Source organism: Mesorhizobium sp. WSM4821, from assembly GCF_055901555.1.
Map to the genome: position 1 here is coordinate 2,425,749 of NZ_CM148371.1, position 15,002 is coordinate 2,440,750.

Below are 15,002 nucleotides of genomic sequence, written 5' to 3' on the forward strand. Positions count from 1 at the left end.
ATGCGTGTTCTGATTACCGGCGCGGCAGGCATGGTCGGCCGCAAGCTCATCGCCCGGCTGGCGAAGGATGGAACGCTCCGCGGCCGCAAGATCGCCGCGCTCGACCTTCACGATATCGTGCCGCCACAGGCGCCGGTCATCGAGGGCGTCGATGCCGCCATTCATACCGGCGATCTTGCCGCGGCGGGCGCGACGGAAAGGCTGGTCGCGTCGCGCCCGGACGTGATCTTCCACCTCGCCGGCGTCGTGTCGGGCGAGGCGGAAGCCAATTTCGATCTCGGCTACCGCGTCAATCTCGACGGCACACGGGCGCTGTTCGACGCCGTCCGGCTGGCGTCCTATGCGCCGCGCGTCGTGTTCACCTCGTCGATCGCCGTGTTCGGCGCACCGTTCCCGGATGTCATCCCGGACGAATTCCATCCGACGCCCTTGACCTCCTACGGCACGCAGAAGCTGATCGGCGAAGCGCTGCTCGCCGACTATACGCGGCGCGGATTCTTCGACGGCATCGGCATCAGGTTGCCGACCATCTGTGTGCGGCCCGGAAAACCGAACAAGGCGGCCTCAGGCTTCTTCTCCGGCATCATCCGCGAGCCGTTGAGCGGCCACGAAGCGATCTTGCCGGTGCCGCGTTCTGTCGTGCACACCCATGCCAGCCCGCGCTCGGCGGTGAACTTCCTGATCCATGCCGCCGGGATCGACGGCAGCACGGTGGGGCCGCGCCGCAATCTGACGATGCCCGGTGTCGGCGTCTCGGTCGGCGAGCAGATCGAGGCGCTGGAACGCGTCGCCGGTGCCAAGGCGGTGAGGCTGATCCGCGAGGTGCCCGAAGACACGATCTGGTCGATCGTCAAGGGCTGGCCGACGCGGTTCGAGGCGCGGCGGTCGAGGGAGCTTGGCTTTACCGCCGAAACCAGCTTCGACGAAATCATCCGCGTCCATATCGAGGATGAGCTGGACGGCAAGGTCGCAAGCTAGGGCGCTGCGCGTCCAATAACACGCGCAAAGGGCGTTATCCGCCAGTAACACGCGCAAAGGGCGTTATCCGCCAGCGCTCAAGCTTGCCGAAAGCAGCAGCAGCCCGAACATGAAGACAAAGGCTGCGCCGCCGATCTCGACGATCGAATGGATGCGGTTGCCCAAGCGGCCGTCGCCGGCGAAATAGACCGCCCAATTCTTGGCCGTCACCGCCAGCGTCGCCAGGGCCGCGACCGTGATCGCGGTGCCGAGCGCCATGGCCAGCACCGAGAGAATGCCGCCGAACCATAGCCCATTGAGCAAGGCAAAGCTCAGCACGATCAGCGCACCCGAGCAGGGGCGGATGCCGACCGCAGCCACCGCCGACCAGGCCGTGCGCCAGTCGAAGCGGTCCCCGGAAAGCAGCGTCGGGTCGGGCGCGTGTGAATGTCCGCACGTCTCGCAGATTTCGCCCGCCGCATGGTGATGGTGATCGTGCCCGCCATGACCACGATGGTGGTCGTGCGCGCCATGATCGTGGTCATAGTCGTGAAGCGCGTGGGAATGCGCATGCGCGGAATGCGAGGGCCCGGTGTGCGAATGGCCGGCATTGGCGGCCGACAGGCTGTAGGCGGGGTTTGCACCGAACAGGCGAAGGACGGCGGGGCCGGCCTTGCGCCACAAAAGCCAGGCGCCGAACAGGGTGATCAAGGCAAAGCTCATGACTTCGAGGAACCATGCCGCGTCGGTCATCGAGATGGCAGTGCCGCGCAGGACGAAATAGGCGAGTATCATCACGACGATCGCCGTCAGCGCCTGCAACAGGGCCGAGACGAAGGACAGCATGATGCCGCGCCTGAGCGCGACTTCGTTCGCCACCATGTAGGACGAGATCACCGCCTTGCCATGACCGGGGCCGGCGGCATGGAAAGTGCCGTAGGCGAAAGACAGGCCGATGAGCAGCCACAGCTTGCTGCCGTCCTCGCGCATCGCCTTCATCGCCGTTGCCAGCGCTCGGTAGAATTCCTGCTGGCGCAGATTGATCCACATCAGGATGTGGGCGAACGGGCCGGTGCTGGGAGCGATCCCGTCATTGGTGCCGATGCCGAGTGAACTCTGGGCGTGGGCGGAGCCGAGGAAGTGCGTCATCACAAGGGCGATGGCCAAAAAGCCGAACGCCAAACGCAGGGACGGTTTCGTCACCGGATTATCCTTCTGACTGACAGCTCAGTTCGAGCTTGGTCGCAAAGATCTTGCTCATGTCGGTGCCTGTCGGATCGTTGAAGAAGGCGTCCGTCAGGGTCTTCTGATTCTCGGCGAGCGCCTCGTCGGGGTTCGGACGGATGACCTTGCTCGTGCATGTCGACGGCAAGCCATCGACCTGCAGGTTGGCATCCTCGGTGAAATCGATCGCTGTGTAGAAGGTCGGATCGTAGACGCCGATATCGATCTTGCCGGCCAGTTTGGTCGGCGCCTTCGGTTCGGATTCGAACAGGATGATGAGCTGGTCGTTTTCGAAATTTGCCATCAGTTGCGGGGGCGGGTTCATCGCCTCGTCCTTGCCGTCGACGGTGACGAGCTGGAAGTAATTGAACTCCGCCAGCGAAGCATGGACGGTGTCGGCGACTTCCTTCAGCTCCTTGTCGTCGAGCTTCAGGTCGGAATTCTTGTCGAACTCCATCATCACCGTGCTCGAAAACAAATCGTCGAAGCGCCAGAGATGGCGCAATGCCTTCACAGTTTGGTGATCCGGGCTGAGAACCACTTCGAGGCGGGCCTCGGCGAAGACGTGGGGATGCACCTCGGCTGGCCCGACCGTGGCAAATGTCGCCGCCATGGCCGAAGCCATCATGATTGCTTGCGGTTTCAGGTGCATCCTCGGTCGCGATTCCATCAGCTTGGATAAATATCGACAGTTACCAGAAAGCGGGCGAAAATGGGACCGATAGACGGCTGAAAGCTCATGCGCTGTCGGTCGTCTTGAACCACTGCACCAGGAAGTCGACAAAGACGCGAACCTTCGCGGGCAAGTAGCGCCGGTGCGGATAGACGGCGAAGATGCCGCCCCCCGGCAGGATGCGGTCATCCAGCGCGGTCACCAGCCGACCGGTTTCGATGTCGGGCGCGGCGATGAAATCCGGCAGGATCGAAAATCCCAATCCCGCCACAGCGGCGGCCCTCGCGGCCATCGGGCTGTTGACCTCGATCGGACCGGAAACCGAAACGCTCACCGTATCGCCGCTGTCGCCCTTGAATGGCCAGTTGGTCAGCCAGCGGCCATTGGTGTCGATGATGCAGGGAACGCGGCTAAGGTCCTGCGGCCGGACCGGCATGCCATGTTTCGCGATCAGTTCGGGAGATGCGCAGAGCCGCACCGAAAACGGCGCCAGACGCCTCGCGATCAGCGAGGAGTTTTCCAGCCGCGAAATGCGCACGGCAAGGTCGAAACCTTCCTCGACCAGGTCGACGAAGCGATCGTCGAGACGAATGTCGAGCACGATGTCGGGATGCTGCTTGGCGAAGTCGATCAGCGACTGTCCGACCGGTGCGTCGGCGAAGGTGCGCGGCGCCGAAAGCTTGATCCTGCCGCGCACGTCGCCGGAGGATTCACGCACGGCATCGGCCAGGCTGTCGACCTCGCGCACGATTTCCGAGGCGCGCCGGTAATAGGTGTGGCCGGCCTCTGTCATCGAAAACTGCCGCGTGGTGCGGTTGAGCAGCAGCGCGCCGAGTTCGTCCTCCAACTCGCGCACATATTTCGACAGCAGCGCCTTGGAACGGCCGATCTTGCGCGCCGCTGCTGAAAAACCTTCGGCCTCGACCACGTCGATGAAGGCGCGCATGCGGGTCAGCGTGTCCATGTCATGCGCTCCTTTTTTGATGGGCTGCAAGGATGCGCGCGGCAAGCGCCATCAGTTGCCGGTCGCTGTTCTTCGGCCCAAGCAGCGAAAGGCCGAAGGGGGCGCCGTCGACCTGGCCCAGCGGCAGCGTGATCTGCGGAAAGCCCGACAGGCCGGAAAGACACAGCAGTCTCAGCGCGCGTTCGCGATACGTCTGCAAATCGTCGAAGGAATCGGCCTTGAGCGGGGCGGCACCCGGAACGGTCGGCAGCACAAGGACGCCGTCCTCGCCAAGCAGGTCGGCAAGTTCAAGACGAAACGAACCGCGACGTTCCGTTTCATATTGCGCGGTTGCCGCGTCGATGGTCGCGCCGTGTTCGAAACGCTCCTTGACGCCGGGGCCTAGTATCCGGTCGCTCTGCAAGATCCAGGCGCCATGGCTTTGCCAGGCCTCGTACCCCTGCAGTTTGCGGAAACACCAGTAGAGATCGTCGGTGGAATGCGAGAGCGGCGCGCTGATCCGCGGTTTGCCCATTACCGAAGAGACATGGCGGACCATGCCGCGATATTCATCGGCTTTCTGCGGGCCGAGCATGAGCCCGTCCAGCGCATCAAGGGTGAGAGGACGCCGCAATTCGTGGCGATGGAGATCGTCGCCGAGCAGCACCGCGCCGACCCTGTCGTAGGTGGCCATGTCCTTGGCAAACCACCCGAACGTATCGAGGGAGGGGGCGAGCGGCATGGTGCCATCGAGCGAAATGCGCCCGTGCGTGATCCTGAGGCCGATCAGGCCACAGAAACTCGCAGGCGCGCGGACGGAGCCGCCGGTGTCGGATCCGATGGCGATATCGGCGAGCCCGCCGGCGACCGCGGCGGCGGATCCGGATGACGAGCCGCCGGTGATGCGGTCGGGTGCTGCCGGATTGACCGGTGAGGGGAAATGCGCGTTCAGCCCCATCAGGGAGAAGGCCAACTCGTCGGTCTGCGTCTTGCCGACGAAGCGCGCGCCCGAATCAAGCAGCGCCTGGATCGCCGGCGCGGTCGCCGTGGCGGGCGAAGCCTCCCGATACTTCTGCGGATTGCCGCAACCGGTGCGGTAGCCGGCAACGTCGTAAATATCCTTGACGCCCAGCCGCAAGCCGGCAAGCGGGCCGTATCGCGCGCTGGCGACGGGAATCTGGTCGAGGTCGAGAAAAGCGTTCAGAGGGCCGCGAGTGCCTGTCATGCGTTCGATATCCGGATACAGTCTGTCCAACATTGTTCGCTGCTGGAAATTTTACAACCTGGCATACGATTTTTATTGATTGTGAAATCCTTCGCTCTTATATCGCCCTTGCCCAAAGTCGCACGTGCCTGTGGGTGTCCGCCGATCCTCGAATGGTGAGGGCAATCGGTAAGGTAACTGGAGCCACCCCTCCAGTCGGTTTAGCGGCCAACCGCCAGACCGAGGACACCTTGAAGCAACGACGGTGCGGGCCTTTCTGGTGTTCTGCCGGTCGTCCAAAGACCGGGGTTACTGAAGAGGCACACCTTCATTGCCGGCAGTGCGGACGGGTTTCCCATCCAAGCCAAGGCAGACAAAGCGAACCGAGGCCGGGCAAGGCCAAGGTTCACCGCCGCGAGACGGCGCTTCATGGTTCCGGGGTCTCCACCGGCTGGTTCCATGGATATCCGTCCCGCCTTTGTCCACCGCGTGTTCGCGAGGCCGACAGCCCGCGTCCCGCAGCCTTTGTGCGCGCCGAAAGGCGCTGATGGAGAGACCCCGATGGCTACCCAGCGCATCCTTGACTTCCTCGCCACCCGACGTCCGAACGGCCCTTGCCTCGTCGTCGACCTCGATGTCGTGCGCGACAATTTCCGCGCCTTCGAGAAGGCGCTTCCCGATTCGAGGATCTACTATGCGGTGAAAGCAAACCCGGCACCGGAAATCCTGCGCCTCCTTGCTGCGATGGGCTCGTCTTTCGACACCGCTTCCGTTGCCGAAGTCGAGATGGCGATGGACGCCGGTGCGCCCGCGGACCGCATCTCCTTCGGCAACACCATCAAGAAGGAGCGTGATATCGCACGCGCCTATCAGCTCGGCATCCGGCTGTTTGCGGTGGACTGCGTCGAGGAGGTCGAGAAGATCGCCCGCTCAGCACCCGCCGCCCGCGTGTTCTGCCGCGTGCTGACCGACGGCGAAGGCGCCGAGTGGCCGCTGTCGCGCAAGTTCGGCTGCGTCCCGGCGATGGCGGTCGACGTGCTGCGCCACGCCAGGACGCTCGGCCTCGACGCGCATGGCGTGTCGTTCCATGTCGGCTCGCAGCAGACCGACCTGGCCGCTTGGGACCGCGCGCTCGGCGATGCCAAAAAGGTGTTCGCCACGCTCGCCGAAGAAGGCATCGTCCTGAAGATGGTCAATATGGGCGGCGGCTTCCCGACCCGTTACCTCAGGGATGTGCCGGTGGCGCAGGCCTATGGCCAGGCGATCTTTACGGCGTTGCGCAAGCATTTCGGCAATGCCATCCCGGAAACCATCATCGAGCCGGGCCGCGGCATGGTCGGCAATGCCGGCGTCATCAAGTCGGAAGTCGTGCTGATCTCGAAGAAGGCCGACAACGACAATGTGCGTTGGGTGTTTCTCGACATCGGCAAGTTCGGCGGTCTCGCCGAGACGATGGACGAGGCGATCCGCTACCCGCTCGTGACCGCGCATGACGGCACCGAGACCGCGCCTTGCGTGCTCGCCGGCCCGACCTGCGATTCGGCCGACGTGATGTACGAGAAGACGCCGTATCCGCTGCCCTTGTCGCTGACCATCGGCGACGAGGTGCTGATCGAAGGCACTGGCGCCTACACGACGACCTACGCCTCGGTCGCCTTCAACGGCTTCGAGCCTCTCCGATCCTATGTGATCTGACGGCTCGCAAGAGTTGCTCAGATCATCCGAGGTAGGCGCCTTGTCGCCCGCCCAGGTTCGCCTGTGGAACAGATCTCCGCTCGCCAGGGATTGCGGAAATGGACGTTGTAAATTTCATTGTTGAGAGCGCCGCGGGGATCTCCCCCCTCGAGGGGGAGATGGCCGGTAGGCCTGAGGGGGTCGGTTCGGCTGCCTCAGCTTCCTTTGGGCTGCATGGCGTCGGCGCTTCACGCGCGGCGACCCCCTCTGTCGCCTGCGGCGACATTTCCCCCTCAAGGAGGGAGATTGCCGGCGCTTTTGTCGTCGTCGCCGAAACCGCGGCCGACGTTCCGGCGCGCGAGGCTTTGCTCGATCGCGCCATGGGATCGAAGCGGCGGAAAAAATCATCGGAAAAGCTGCGGCGCGGCCGCCGGCCTTCGGAAGGCTTGGCCTTTGTCGCACGCGCTGCTTCGGGCGCTGTCACTGGCACCGTGCGGCTGTGGGACGTGGTGCTGGGCGAGGGCGGTCGGTCAGCACTTCTGCTCGGTCCGCTTGCTGTCGATCCGGCGTTCAAGTATGCCGGCATCGGCTCGGCGTTGATGAGCCATGCCGTGGCGGAGGCCGCGCGTCTCGGCCACGCCGCGGTCCTGCTGGTCGGCGACGCGCCCTATTATGAGCGCTTCGGGTTCTCGGCCGAGAAGACCGGGCCGCTGGCCATGCCCGGCCCCTATGAGCGGCACCGCCTGCTGGCGCTGGAACTGGTGGAAGGGGCGCTCGCCGGCGCGCAGGGCACGTTGAAGGCGGCAGGACGCAAGCTGAAGGCGCAGCGGCTGCCGCTCGCTGCCTGACGGTTCGAAACAAGCCGCTGCCCGATCGGGCTGCGGCTTGTTCATCTTCAAGTAGGTCAGCCGATCAACTGGCTCAGCGCCATGGCGACGCTCATGTCGCCCTCGACCTTTATCTTGCCGGTCATGAACGCCATAGTCGGGTTGAGGTCGCCTGATATCAGCGAATCCAGGTCGTCGAGCGAAAGCTTTATGGTGCAGTCGGCCGGCGCGTCGTCGGTCGAGATAGTTGCGCCATCGATGACGATGACGCCGTCAGCGCCGGTATCGAATTTCACGGAACGATCGAACCCGGCACTCGCCACGCGCGATCTGATCTTGTCGGCAATTTCCTGAACGCTCATGCCGTTCTCCTCGTCTCGTTGCGTTTGTCGCGCATTGGCGCTTGGCGCATATAGCTTCGGGTTGACGTTTACGTCAACGCGGTTCGGCGTGACGAAGACGGTCTTATCGCCGCAGCGAAGCCGTGCTTTCCACACTTGCCGCCGGGGCCGGCATCGCGGTTGCCATGCGATGTCGCCGGGCGTATCAGGCACCACCCCCCTTTGAATATCGGCGAGCCGCTCCGGTGCTTTCCAGAAACGAACCACAAGTCTATGCCCGCCGGCTGCGCGCGGTGCTGATCCGATCGCTGCCGCTGCTCGAGGCGCGCGGCATCGTCGTCGTCGTTCTGGCCGGCGTGGTCGGGGTGATGGCGGGCGTGCTGGTCACGGGAATGAGCGAGCTGGTGTTGTACCTGCACGAACTGCTGTTCGACGTTCAGCCCGGCGGGCGACTTTCAGCGATGTTTTCGCTGGAGAAACCGGTGCAGGCGCTGATACCGGCCATCGGCGGCATCCTGCTCGGGCTGACGGTGATCTGGCTGAGAGTGCGAAAATTCCGCACCCCGGTCGATCCGATCGAAGCCAATGCGCTCTATGGTGGGCGCATGTCGCTAACCGACACTTTCATCATTGCCGGGCAGACGATGATCTCGAGCGGCTTCGGTGCTTCGGTCGGGCTGGAGGCCGGTTACACGCAAGTCGGTTCCGGCCTGGCGTCGCGGCTGGCGCGCGTCTTCAGGCTACGCCGCAACGATGTCCGCATTCTGGTCGGCTGCGGCGCAGCCGGAGCGATCGCCGCCGCCTTCGACGCGCCGCTGACCGGCGCCTTCTATGGTTTCGAGCTGGTCATCGGCATCTACTCGGTTGCCAATGTGGCGCCGGTCATGGCCGCCGCGATCAGCGCCTCGTTGACCGCCGAGGTCTTTGGCGGCGTTCCGTTTCCACTAGAACTCTCCGGTCTGCCGGAGCTCACCCTCAGCCAATATTTTCCGTTCCTGCTGCTTGGGCTGTTGGGTGGCGGCGCTTCCATTGCCGTCATGCATCTGGTGAGCCTGGTCGAGCGCGGTTTCGCGCGGCTGTCGATCGACGCCTCGCTGCGCCCCTTCATCGGCGGCTGCATTGTCGGGCTCCTGGGGCTGATCACGCCGCAGGTCCTATCCAGCGGCCACGGCGCGCTGCATCGCGAATTCGCGATGAATTACGGGCTCGCCGTGGTAGCCAGCGTTTTCGTGCTCAAGCTGGCGGCGTCGGCAATCTCGCTGGGCTCCGGCTTTCGCGGCGGATTGTTCTTCGCCTCGCTGTTTCTCGGTGCCCTGCTCGGCAAGATGTTCGCCGAGGTCATGGCTTTCGTCTCGCCGGCGACCGGCATCGATCCCGCGGTCGCGGCTGTCGTCGGCATGACGTCGCTGGCCGTCGGCGTCGTCGGCGGCCCGCTGACGATGACGTTCCTGGCGCTGGAATCGACCCGTGACCTGACACTCACCGGAGTGGTGCTGGCGGCCTCGATCATGGCGGCGATCCTGGTGCGCGAAACCTTCGGCTATTCCTTCTCGACATGGCGTTTTCATCTGCGCGGCGAGACGATCCGCAGCGCGCATGATGTCGGCTGGATGCGCAGCCTGACAGTCGGAAGCATGATGCGAAAGGACGTCCGCACCATCGATGCCTCGAAAACGCTTGCGGCCTTTCGCCAGGAGGTGGCGCTCGGTTCGGCCCAGCGCGTCGTCGCGGTGGATGCCGACCGGCACTATATGGGCGTGCTGATCGTCGCGGAGTTGCACAGCGATCTGTCCGACGGCGAGACGCCGGTGCTGTCACTGGCCAGGTTCAAGGACGCCGTGCTGGTGCCGACCATGAACGTGCAATCCGCGGCCGAGACGTTTCAGCGCGCCGGCGCCGAGGAACTGGCGGTGGTGGAGGATTTCACGAACCGCGTCGTCGTCGGGCTTCTGACCGAAGGCCATCTGATGCGGCGCTACGCCGAGGAACTCGACAAAGCGCGGCGGGATTTGTCGGGCGAGGGGTAGGACGGCAGACTACAGCCTAATGCTCGATCGGTCCCTTCGGCATGACGATCGCCGTGCCGGCGGTGGTCGGACGCTCGATCATGCGGCGCACGCGCGGCGGTTCGTCGCCGCTGTGCAGCGCCCGTATACGCTCGCCGATGACGGCGTCGGCATGGGTGGCCCGCTTGTTGTGGCGGATGTATTCGAGCCATGTCGGCGTGTGATAATGCTCGATCCATATTGCGGGATTTTCGAGGTCGCGCGCCAGCGTCCAGTTGCGGGCGCCGTCGCGGCGACGGATGCGGCCGCGTTCGGCCATGGTGGCGAGGAATTCCGGCACGTCCTCCTCGCGGATGATGTACTCGATCATGATGGCGATGGGGCCGCTGCGCAGCTTGAGGTCGAGGCCGAGATGCGGCTCCTTGAAGCGGTTCAGCGGATCGAGGTTGAGCACCGCCTGCTGCGGCAAGGGCAGCAAGAGGCCGATCGCGCCGCCCGCCAGCATCGCGACACTGGCCGCGATCAGCGCGAATTCGGCGCCATGCGCATCGGCGACGACGCCCCAGATCCAACTGCCGAGCGCGATGCCGCCGAAGGTCGCCGTCTGATAGACCGAGAGCACCCGGCCGACGACCCAGCGCGGCGTCGACATCTGCACCGTGACGTTGAAATGCGACAGTGCGATCACCCAGCAGGCGCCGCCGATGAGCAGCCCGAGCGACGTCTGCCAGGCGTGGTCGCTGACGGCGGCATTGAAGGCGCAGAGCGCGAAACCGGCGAAAGCCATGCGCACCATCGTCTCGCTGGACAGCATCTGCCTCAGCCGGACGCTGATCAGCGCGCCGCCGACGGCGCCGATGCCGAAAGCGCCAAGCATGATGCCGTAGGTCAAGGCATCGCCCTTGACGACGTCGCGCGCCACCAGCGGCAGCAGCGCCAGAACCGCGCCGGCGCTGAAGCCGAAGGCCGCGCCCCTGACCAGCACCTTGCCGATGTTGGGCGACATGGCGACGTAGCGCAGGCCGGCGCCCATCGCCGCGCCCAGCGTCTCGCGCGGCAGCGTCGAGGCCGGCAGGTCCGGCTTCCAGCGAGCCAGCACGATGATGAGCCCGACATAGCTCAGCGCGTTGGCGGCAAAGGCCGCCGCAGCACCCGCGGCGGCAACGATGGTGCCGCCGATCGCCGGCCCGACGCTGCGCGTCAAGTTGAAGCCCAAGGAGTTGAGCGCGACGGCAGCCGGCAGCTTGGCACGCGGCACCATGTCGCCGACAGAGGCCTGCCATGACGGGTTGTTGAGCGCCGTACCGCTGTCGATCAGGAAGGTGAAGGCGAGCAGCGTCCACGGCGTTATCAGGCCAAGGTAGGTGAAGACGGTCAGCAGGACCGAGACGATCAGCATGAAGGTCTGGGCAATCAGCATGACCTTGCGCCGGTTGAAGCTGTCGGCGATGGCACCGGCGACGAGCGCAAACAGCATGATCGGCAAGGTGGTCGAGGCCTGGACCAGCGCGACCTGATAGGACGAGGTGGCAATCGTCGTCATCATCCAGGCTGCGCCGACGCCCTGGATCAGGCCGCCGAAATTCGAGACCAGACTGGCGGACCATACGGCGCGGAAAATGCCGTGCCGGAACGGCGCCAGTGCCGAGACGCGTTCGCTGTCCGGCTCGTCGTCGATCATGGATGCTTCCTCGACTTCAAATGCTGGCGTCTTCCGGTGAATCGGTCCCTCATACCGTCGCTTCAAAGTAGAGCATCAAACCGTAAAGGGCGAACGCCATTTCGAAAAAGGTCATGGTCCAACAACAGGATAGCGTAGCCGGGACAGGTCAGCTGGCCTCTTTGCAGGCGGCGGGAAGCGCTACGGTGAGGGACAGGTCGGGACCGATCGGCAGCGACCGTCGATCTTTGCTGTCTGCCGCCAATTCTAAGGCAAATCGCAAACCCTGGAGGCTAGCTGAGACGTCCCTCCCTTCGTCATCCTGGGGCGGAGCAAGGAGCGAAGCGACGCAGCGCAGACCCCAGGATCCATGCCGTGACGTCAGAGCGCCGCTGCGCTGCAGAATTCTGCTCCGCGCTCTTCGGCCAAGGTAACGGCATGGATCCCAGGGTCTCCGCTCCGCTTCGCGTCGCTCCGCCCCAGGATGACGAAGGGAGGGGAGGATTCCGCCAATCGCCAACGTCGGCGATTTGTTGCAGGCTACCACGTCTTCGTCATTAACTCCTGGGGCGGAGCGACGCGGCGCAGAAACGTGAGGTGCCGGTGCCTGCTTCCTACTCGCCCTCGAAGCCTGTCAGCACACCGACGGCGTTGACGCCGATCTCTTCGACGGCATAGCCGCCTTCCATGACGAACAACGTCGGCAAGCCGAGCTTGGCGATGCGGCGGCCGATCTTGGGATAATCGGCGCTTCTCAGCTTGAACTGGCTGATCGGATCCTTTTCGAACGTGTCGACGCCGAGCGAGACGACGACGACATCGGGAGCGTAAGCCGCAAGTTTCGCGCAGGCGTCTTCCAGCGAAGCATTCCAGGCGTCCCATGTGGTGCCGAACGGCATCGGATAATTGTGGTTGAAGCCTTCGCCAGACCCGGCGCCGCGCTCGTCGGCATGGCCAAGGAAGAATGGATATTCGGTCATCGGGTCGCCGTGCAGGTTCAGAACCTGCACGTCGTCGCGGCTGTAGAAGATCTCCTGCGTGCCGTTGCCGTGATGGTAGTCGACATCGAGGATCGAGACGCGTCTGGCGCCCTGGTCGCGGAACCATTGCGCGGCGACGGCGGCATTGTTGATGTAGCAATAGCCGCCCATGAAGGCGGCGCCGGCGTGATGGCCGGGCGGGCGGCAGAGCGCGAAGGCGGACGTCTCGCCGCCCTTGACCAGGGCGGCCGCGGTCAGCGCCACGTCATAGGACGACTTGATCGCCTCCCAGGTGCCTTTGACGAAGGTGGCGCCGCCGTCGAAGGAGTAAAAACCAAGCAGCGCATCGATGGTTCTGGGGCGCACATCGCCGCGCAGGCCGCGCGTCGGCCAAGTGAAGGGGAGGGCCGAACCCGTCCGGCCGGACGCTTCCCAGAGCGGCCACACGGTCGGCAGGAAATCGATGTAGTCGCTGGCATGCACTTTCCTGGCGGCAGCGAGGTCGTGAGTCTCTGGCGGCAGGATCGGGCCGAGCTTTTCGCTTTCCACCCTCGCCTTGATGAACTCGGCGCGCGAGGGCTTCTCGAAGGCCGGTACAATGGCGCCTGAAATGAGCTCGAAATTGCCGGCATGACCGGCGTGGAGAGGAGAGAAAACAGTCTTCATTTTTGGGGCCTGCTCGCTCTTCGAGTTGCGCATCTGTCATTGACAGACTGCTTTGTGACAGAGACTTTCAGCGCCGCCAAGAGGCATTCCAGAGCGGTGCTCCAGGTGGCAGCAGACGGCTTGCCAGACGCCAATACTCTGCTAGCCTAAGCTCAAACGGGAGAAAATTATGCCGCTATCGGCCGATCTGATCGTCGAGAACGCCAGCATATTGACGATGGATCCCGATACCCCCCGCGCCGAAGCCATAGCCGTCAAGGGTGGTGAGATCATTGCGATCGCAGATCGCGCAACTGTGCTGGAGCACAAAGGCCCCGGCACGCGCGTCATCGACGCCGGGCGCGGCTCCGTGGTGCCCGGCTTCATCGAAGCGCATATGCATCTTTTCGCCGGCGCGGCCGAGCTCGATCATCTCCAGCTGATGGGCGTCCACGGTTTTGAGGCGCTTTGCGACGCCGTGCGCCATTATGCGGCAAAGCGCCCGGATCTGCCCGTTCTGCAGGCGCAAGGCGCCGACTACACCATCCTGTCGGCGGCCGAGCGGGTCAGCCGCCACCACCTGGACCGCATCCTGCCCGACCGGCCCTTCGTCATGGCGGCGCCGGACCACCACACGATGTGGGCCAACACCAAGGCGCTGGAAATGGCCGGCCTGCTTGGGGGCAAGAAGCTTGGCCCGGGCAATGAGATCGTCATGGGCGCCGATGGGCTGGCGAGCGGCGAATTGCGCGAGGGCGAGGCTTTTGGGCCGCTGATCGCGCTGGCCGGCGAGGGTCGCGTGCGGCTCGGCCTGGCGACAGGCGGCGAGCCGGACCCGAAGCCGACGCCGGCGCAGCAGGCCTCCGACCGGGCGATCATGCGCCGCGGACTGGAATGGTGTGCCAGGCACGGCATCACGTCGATCCACAACATGGACGGCAATCTGCACCAGCTCGAACTCCTGTCCGAGATCGAGGCCGAAGGCGGATTGCTCTGCCGCGTGCAGGTGCCGTTCCACTACAAGAATTTCATGACGCTCGACATGCTCGACAAGGCGTCGACGATGGCTGAGCGCTACAATGGCGAATGGCTGTCGTCGGGCATGGTCAAGGTGTTCTACGATGGCGTGCTCGATTCATGGACGGCGGTGATGGTCGAGCCTTATGCGGATCGCCCGGATTGGGTGGGCGAGCCGCTTTTTACGCCGCAGCAGTTCATCGATCTTGCCGTGGCCGTCGACCGGCTCGGGCTGCAGATGGCGGTGCACTCGATCGGCGACGGCGCCGTGCGCGCTGTCCTCGACGGCTACGAGGCGGCGCAGAAACAAAACGGCAAGCGCGACAGCCGGCATCGGGTCGAGCATATCGAGCTGGTCACCGCCGCCGACGTGCCGCGTTTCGCAAAGCTTGGCGTCATTGCCTCGATGCAGCCGCCGCATCCGCCGGGCAACATGGGCTTGCCGCTGGAGCCGACGGTGTCGCGCATCGGACCCGCCCGCTGGCCGCTGAGCTATGCGTGGCGGACGCTGAAGAATGCCGGCGCGCGCGTCGTCTTCGCCTCCGACTGGCCGGTGTCACCGATCGATCCGATCCTGGGCATTCAGGCGGCAGTGCTGCGCAAACCATGGGCAGACAGCGATCCCGACCAGAGCTTCTCGCTGCATGAATCGCTCGGTGGCTATACGGTGGAAGGCGCCTATGCCGAGTTCATGGAACACCGCAAAGGCCGCCTGAAACCCGGCTTCATGGCCGATCTTGTGGTGCTCTCAGCCGATATCGAGGCGATCGCGCCGGAAGCCCTGCATACGGTGCGGCCGGTGACGACGATCTGCGGCGGCAAGATCACCTATCAGGCATGACGGTGGCACG

12 protein-coding genes are annotated in these 15,002 nt (G+C 64.5%); 5 read left to right on the forward strand and 7 right to left on the reverse strand.

Annotation, left to right across the window (positions count from 1 at the left end):
- Positions 1-978 (forward strand): D-erythronate dehydrogenase, encoded by a 978-nt coding sequence (denD, locus tag AC0NID_RS11675; protein ID WP_473454744.1) that lies wholly within the window; start codon positions 1-3, stop codon positions 976-978.
- Positions 979-1,041: 63 nt separating this feature from the next.
- Here the strand turns inward: denD and AC0NID_RS11680 are convergent, their stop codons facing one another.
- From AC0NID_RS11680 to AC0NID_RS11695, 4 genes are all read right to left on the reverse strand, one after another.
- Positions 1,042-2,106: a nickel/cobalt transporter gene (locus AC0NID_RS11680; RefSeq protein WP_473454851.1), complete on the reverse strand. Its 1,065-nt coding sequence runs from the start codon at positions 2,104-2,106 to the stop codon at positions 1,042-1,044.
- 58 nt (positions 2,107-2,164) lie between these two features.
- The gene (locus AC0NID_RS11685; protein WP_473454743.1) at positions 2,165-2,833 is read right to left on the reverse strand and encodes a DUF1007 family protein; all 669 of its coding nucleotides are present in this window, start codon (positions 2,831-2,833) and stop codon (positions 2,165-2,167) included.
- 85 nt (positions 2,834-2,918) lie between these two features.
- Positions 2,919-3,818, reverse strand: a complete 900-nt coding sequence (locus AC0NID_RS11690) for a LysR family transcriptional regulator (protein WP_473454742.1) — start codon at positions 3,816-3,818, stop codon at positions 2,919-2,921.
- A gap of 1 nt (position 3,819) precedes the next feature.
- Positions 3,820-5,022: an amidase gene (locus AC0NID_RS11695; RefSeq protein WP_473454850.1), complete on the reverse strand. Its 1,203-nt coding sequence runs from the start codon at positions 5,020-5,022 to the stop codon at positions 3,820-3,822.
- Between the two features lie 540 nt (positions 5,023-5,562).
- Between AC0NID_RS11695 and odc2 the strand changes: the two genes are divergently transcribed.
- Together odc2 and AC0NID_RS11705 are read left to right on the forward strand one after the other, a co-directional pair.
- Entirely contained in the window at positions 5,563-6,696 is a 1,134-nt protein-coding gene (odc2, locus tag AC0NID_RS11700; protein WP_473454741.1) for an ornithine/lysine decarboxylase, read from the forward strand.
- 158 nt (positions 6,697-6,854) lie between these two features.
- The gene (locus tag AC0NID_RS11705) at positions 6,855-7,523 is read left to right on the forward strand and encodes a GNAT family N-acetyltransferase (RefSeq protein WP_473454740.1); all 669 of its coding nucleotides are present in this window, start codon (positions 6,855-6,857) and stop codon (positions 7,521-7,523) included.
- Between the two features lie 56 nt (positions 7,524-7,579).
- Here AC0NID_RS11705 and AC0NID_RS11710 read toward each other — a convergent pair whose 3' ends face one another.
- On the reverse strand, positions 7,580-7,864 hold the full coding sequence (locus AC0NID_RS11710) for an SCP2 sterol-binding domain-containing protein (RefSeq protein ID WP_473454739.1): 285 nt from the start codon (positions 7,862-7,864) through the stop codon (positions 7,580-7,582).
- A 224-nt stretch (positions 7,865-8,088) separates the two neighbouring features.
- Between AC0NID_RS11710 and AC0NID_RS11715 the strand changes: the two genes are divergently transcribed.
- Positions 8,089-9,870 (forward strand): chloride channel protein, encoded by a 1,782-nt coding sequence (locus tag AC0NID_RS11715; protein ID WP_473454738.1) that lies wholly within the window; start codon positions 8,089-8,091, stop codon positions 9,868-9,870.
- Positions 9,871-9,886: 16 nt separating this feature from the next.
- Here the strand turns inward: AC0NID_RS11715 and AC0NID_RS11720 are convergent, their stop codons facing one another.
- Together AC0NID_RS11720 and AC0NID_RS11725 are read right to left on the reverse strand one after the other, a co-directional pair.
- Positions 9,887-11,530 carry an MFS transporter gene (locus AC0NID_RS11720; RefSeq protein ID WP_473454737.1) on the reverse strand — a complete coding sequence of 548 codons (1,644 nt, stop codon included), beginning with the start codon at positions 11,528-11,530 and terminating at the stop codon, positions 9,887-9,889.
- A 593-nt stretch (positions 11,531-12,123) separates the two neighbouring features.
- Positions 12,124-13,155, reverse strand: a complete 1,032-nt coding sequence (locus AC0NID_RS11725) for a histone deacetylase family protein (protein WP_473454736.1) — start codon at positions 13,153-13,155, stop codon at positions 12,124-12,126.
- 169 nt (positions 13,156-13,324) lie between these two features.
- Here AC0NID_RS11725 and AC0NID_RS11730 point away from each other — a divergent pair, with 169 nt between their 5' ends.
- Entirely contained in the window at positions 13,325-14,992 is a 1,668-nt protein-coding gene (locus AC0NID_RS11730; RefSeq protein ID WP_473454735.1) for an amidohydrolase, read from the forward strand.
- Positions 14,993-15,002 lie beyond the last annotated feature (10 nt).

Bases quoted from the DNA above. Each gene is read 5' to 3' on its own strand.
- denD (WP_473454744.1), top strand. From the start codon at position 1: ATGCGTGTTCTGATTACCGGCGCGGCAGGCATGGTCGGCCGCAAGCTC.
- AC0NID_RS11680 (WP_473454851.1), bottom strand. From the start codon at position 2,106: ATGACGCACTTCCTCGGCTCCGCCCACGCCCAGAGTTCACTCGGCATC.
- AC0NID_RS11685 (WP_473454743.1), bottom strand. From the start codon at position 2,833: ATGCACCTGAAACCGCAAGCAATCATGATGGCTTCGGCCATGGCGGCG.
- AC0NID_RS11690 (WP_473454742.1), bottom strand. From the start codon at position 3,818: ATGGACACGCTGACCCGCATGCGCGCCTTCATCGACGTGGTCGAGGCC.
- AC0NID_RS11695 (WP_473454850.1), bottom strand. From the start codon at position 5,022: ATGACAGGCACTCGCGGCCCTCTGAACGCTTTTCTCGACCTCGACCAG.
- odc2 (WP_473454741.1), top strand. From the start codon at position 5,563: ATGGCTACCCAGCGCATCCTTGACTTCCTCGCCACCCGACGTCCGAAC.
- AC0NID_RS11705 (WP_473454740.1), top strand. From the start codon at position 6,855: ATGGCCGGTAGGCCTGAGGGGGTCGGTTCGGCTGCCTCAGCTTCCTTT.
- AC0NID_RS11710 (WP_473454739.1), bottom strand. From the start codon at position 7,864: ATGAGCGTTCAGGAAATTGCCGACAAGATCAGATCGCGCGTGGCGAGT.
- AC0NID_RS11720 (WP_473454737.1), bottom strand. From the start codon at position 11,530: ATGATCGACGACGAGCCGGACAGCGAACGCGTCTCGGCACTGGCGCCG.
- AC0NID_RS11725 (WP_473454736.1), bottom strand. From the start codon at position 13,155: ATGAAGACTGTTTTCTCTCCTCTCCACGCCGGTCATGCCGGCAATTTC.
- AC0NID_RS11730 (WP_473454735.1), top strand. From the start codon at position 13,325: ATGCCGCTATCGGCCGATCTGATCGTCGAGAACGCCAGCATATTGACG.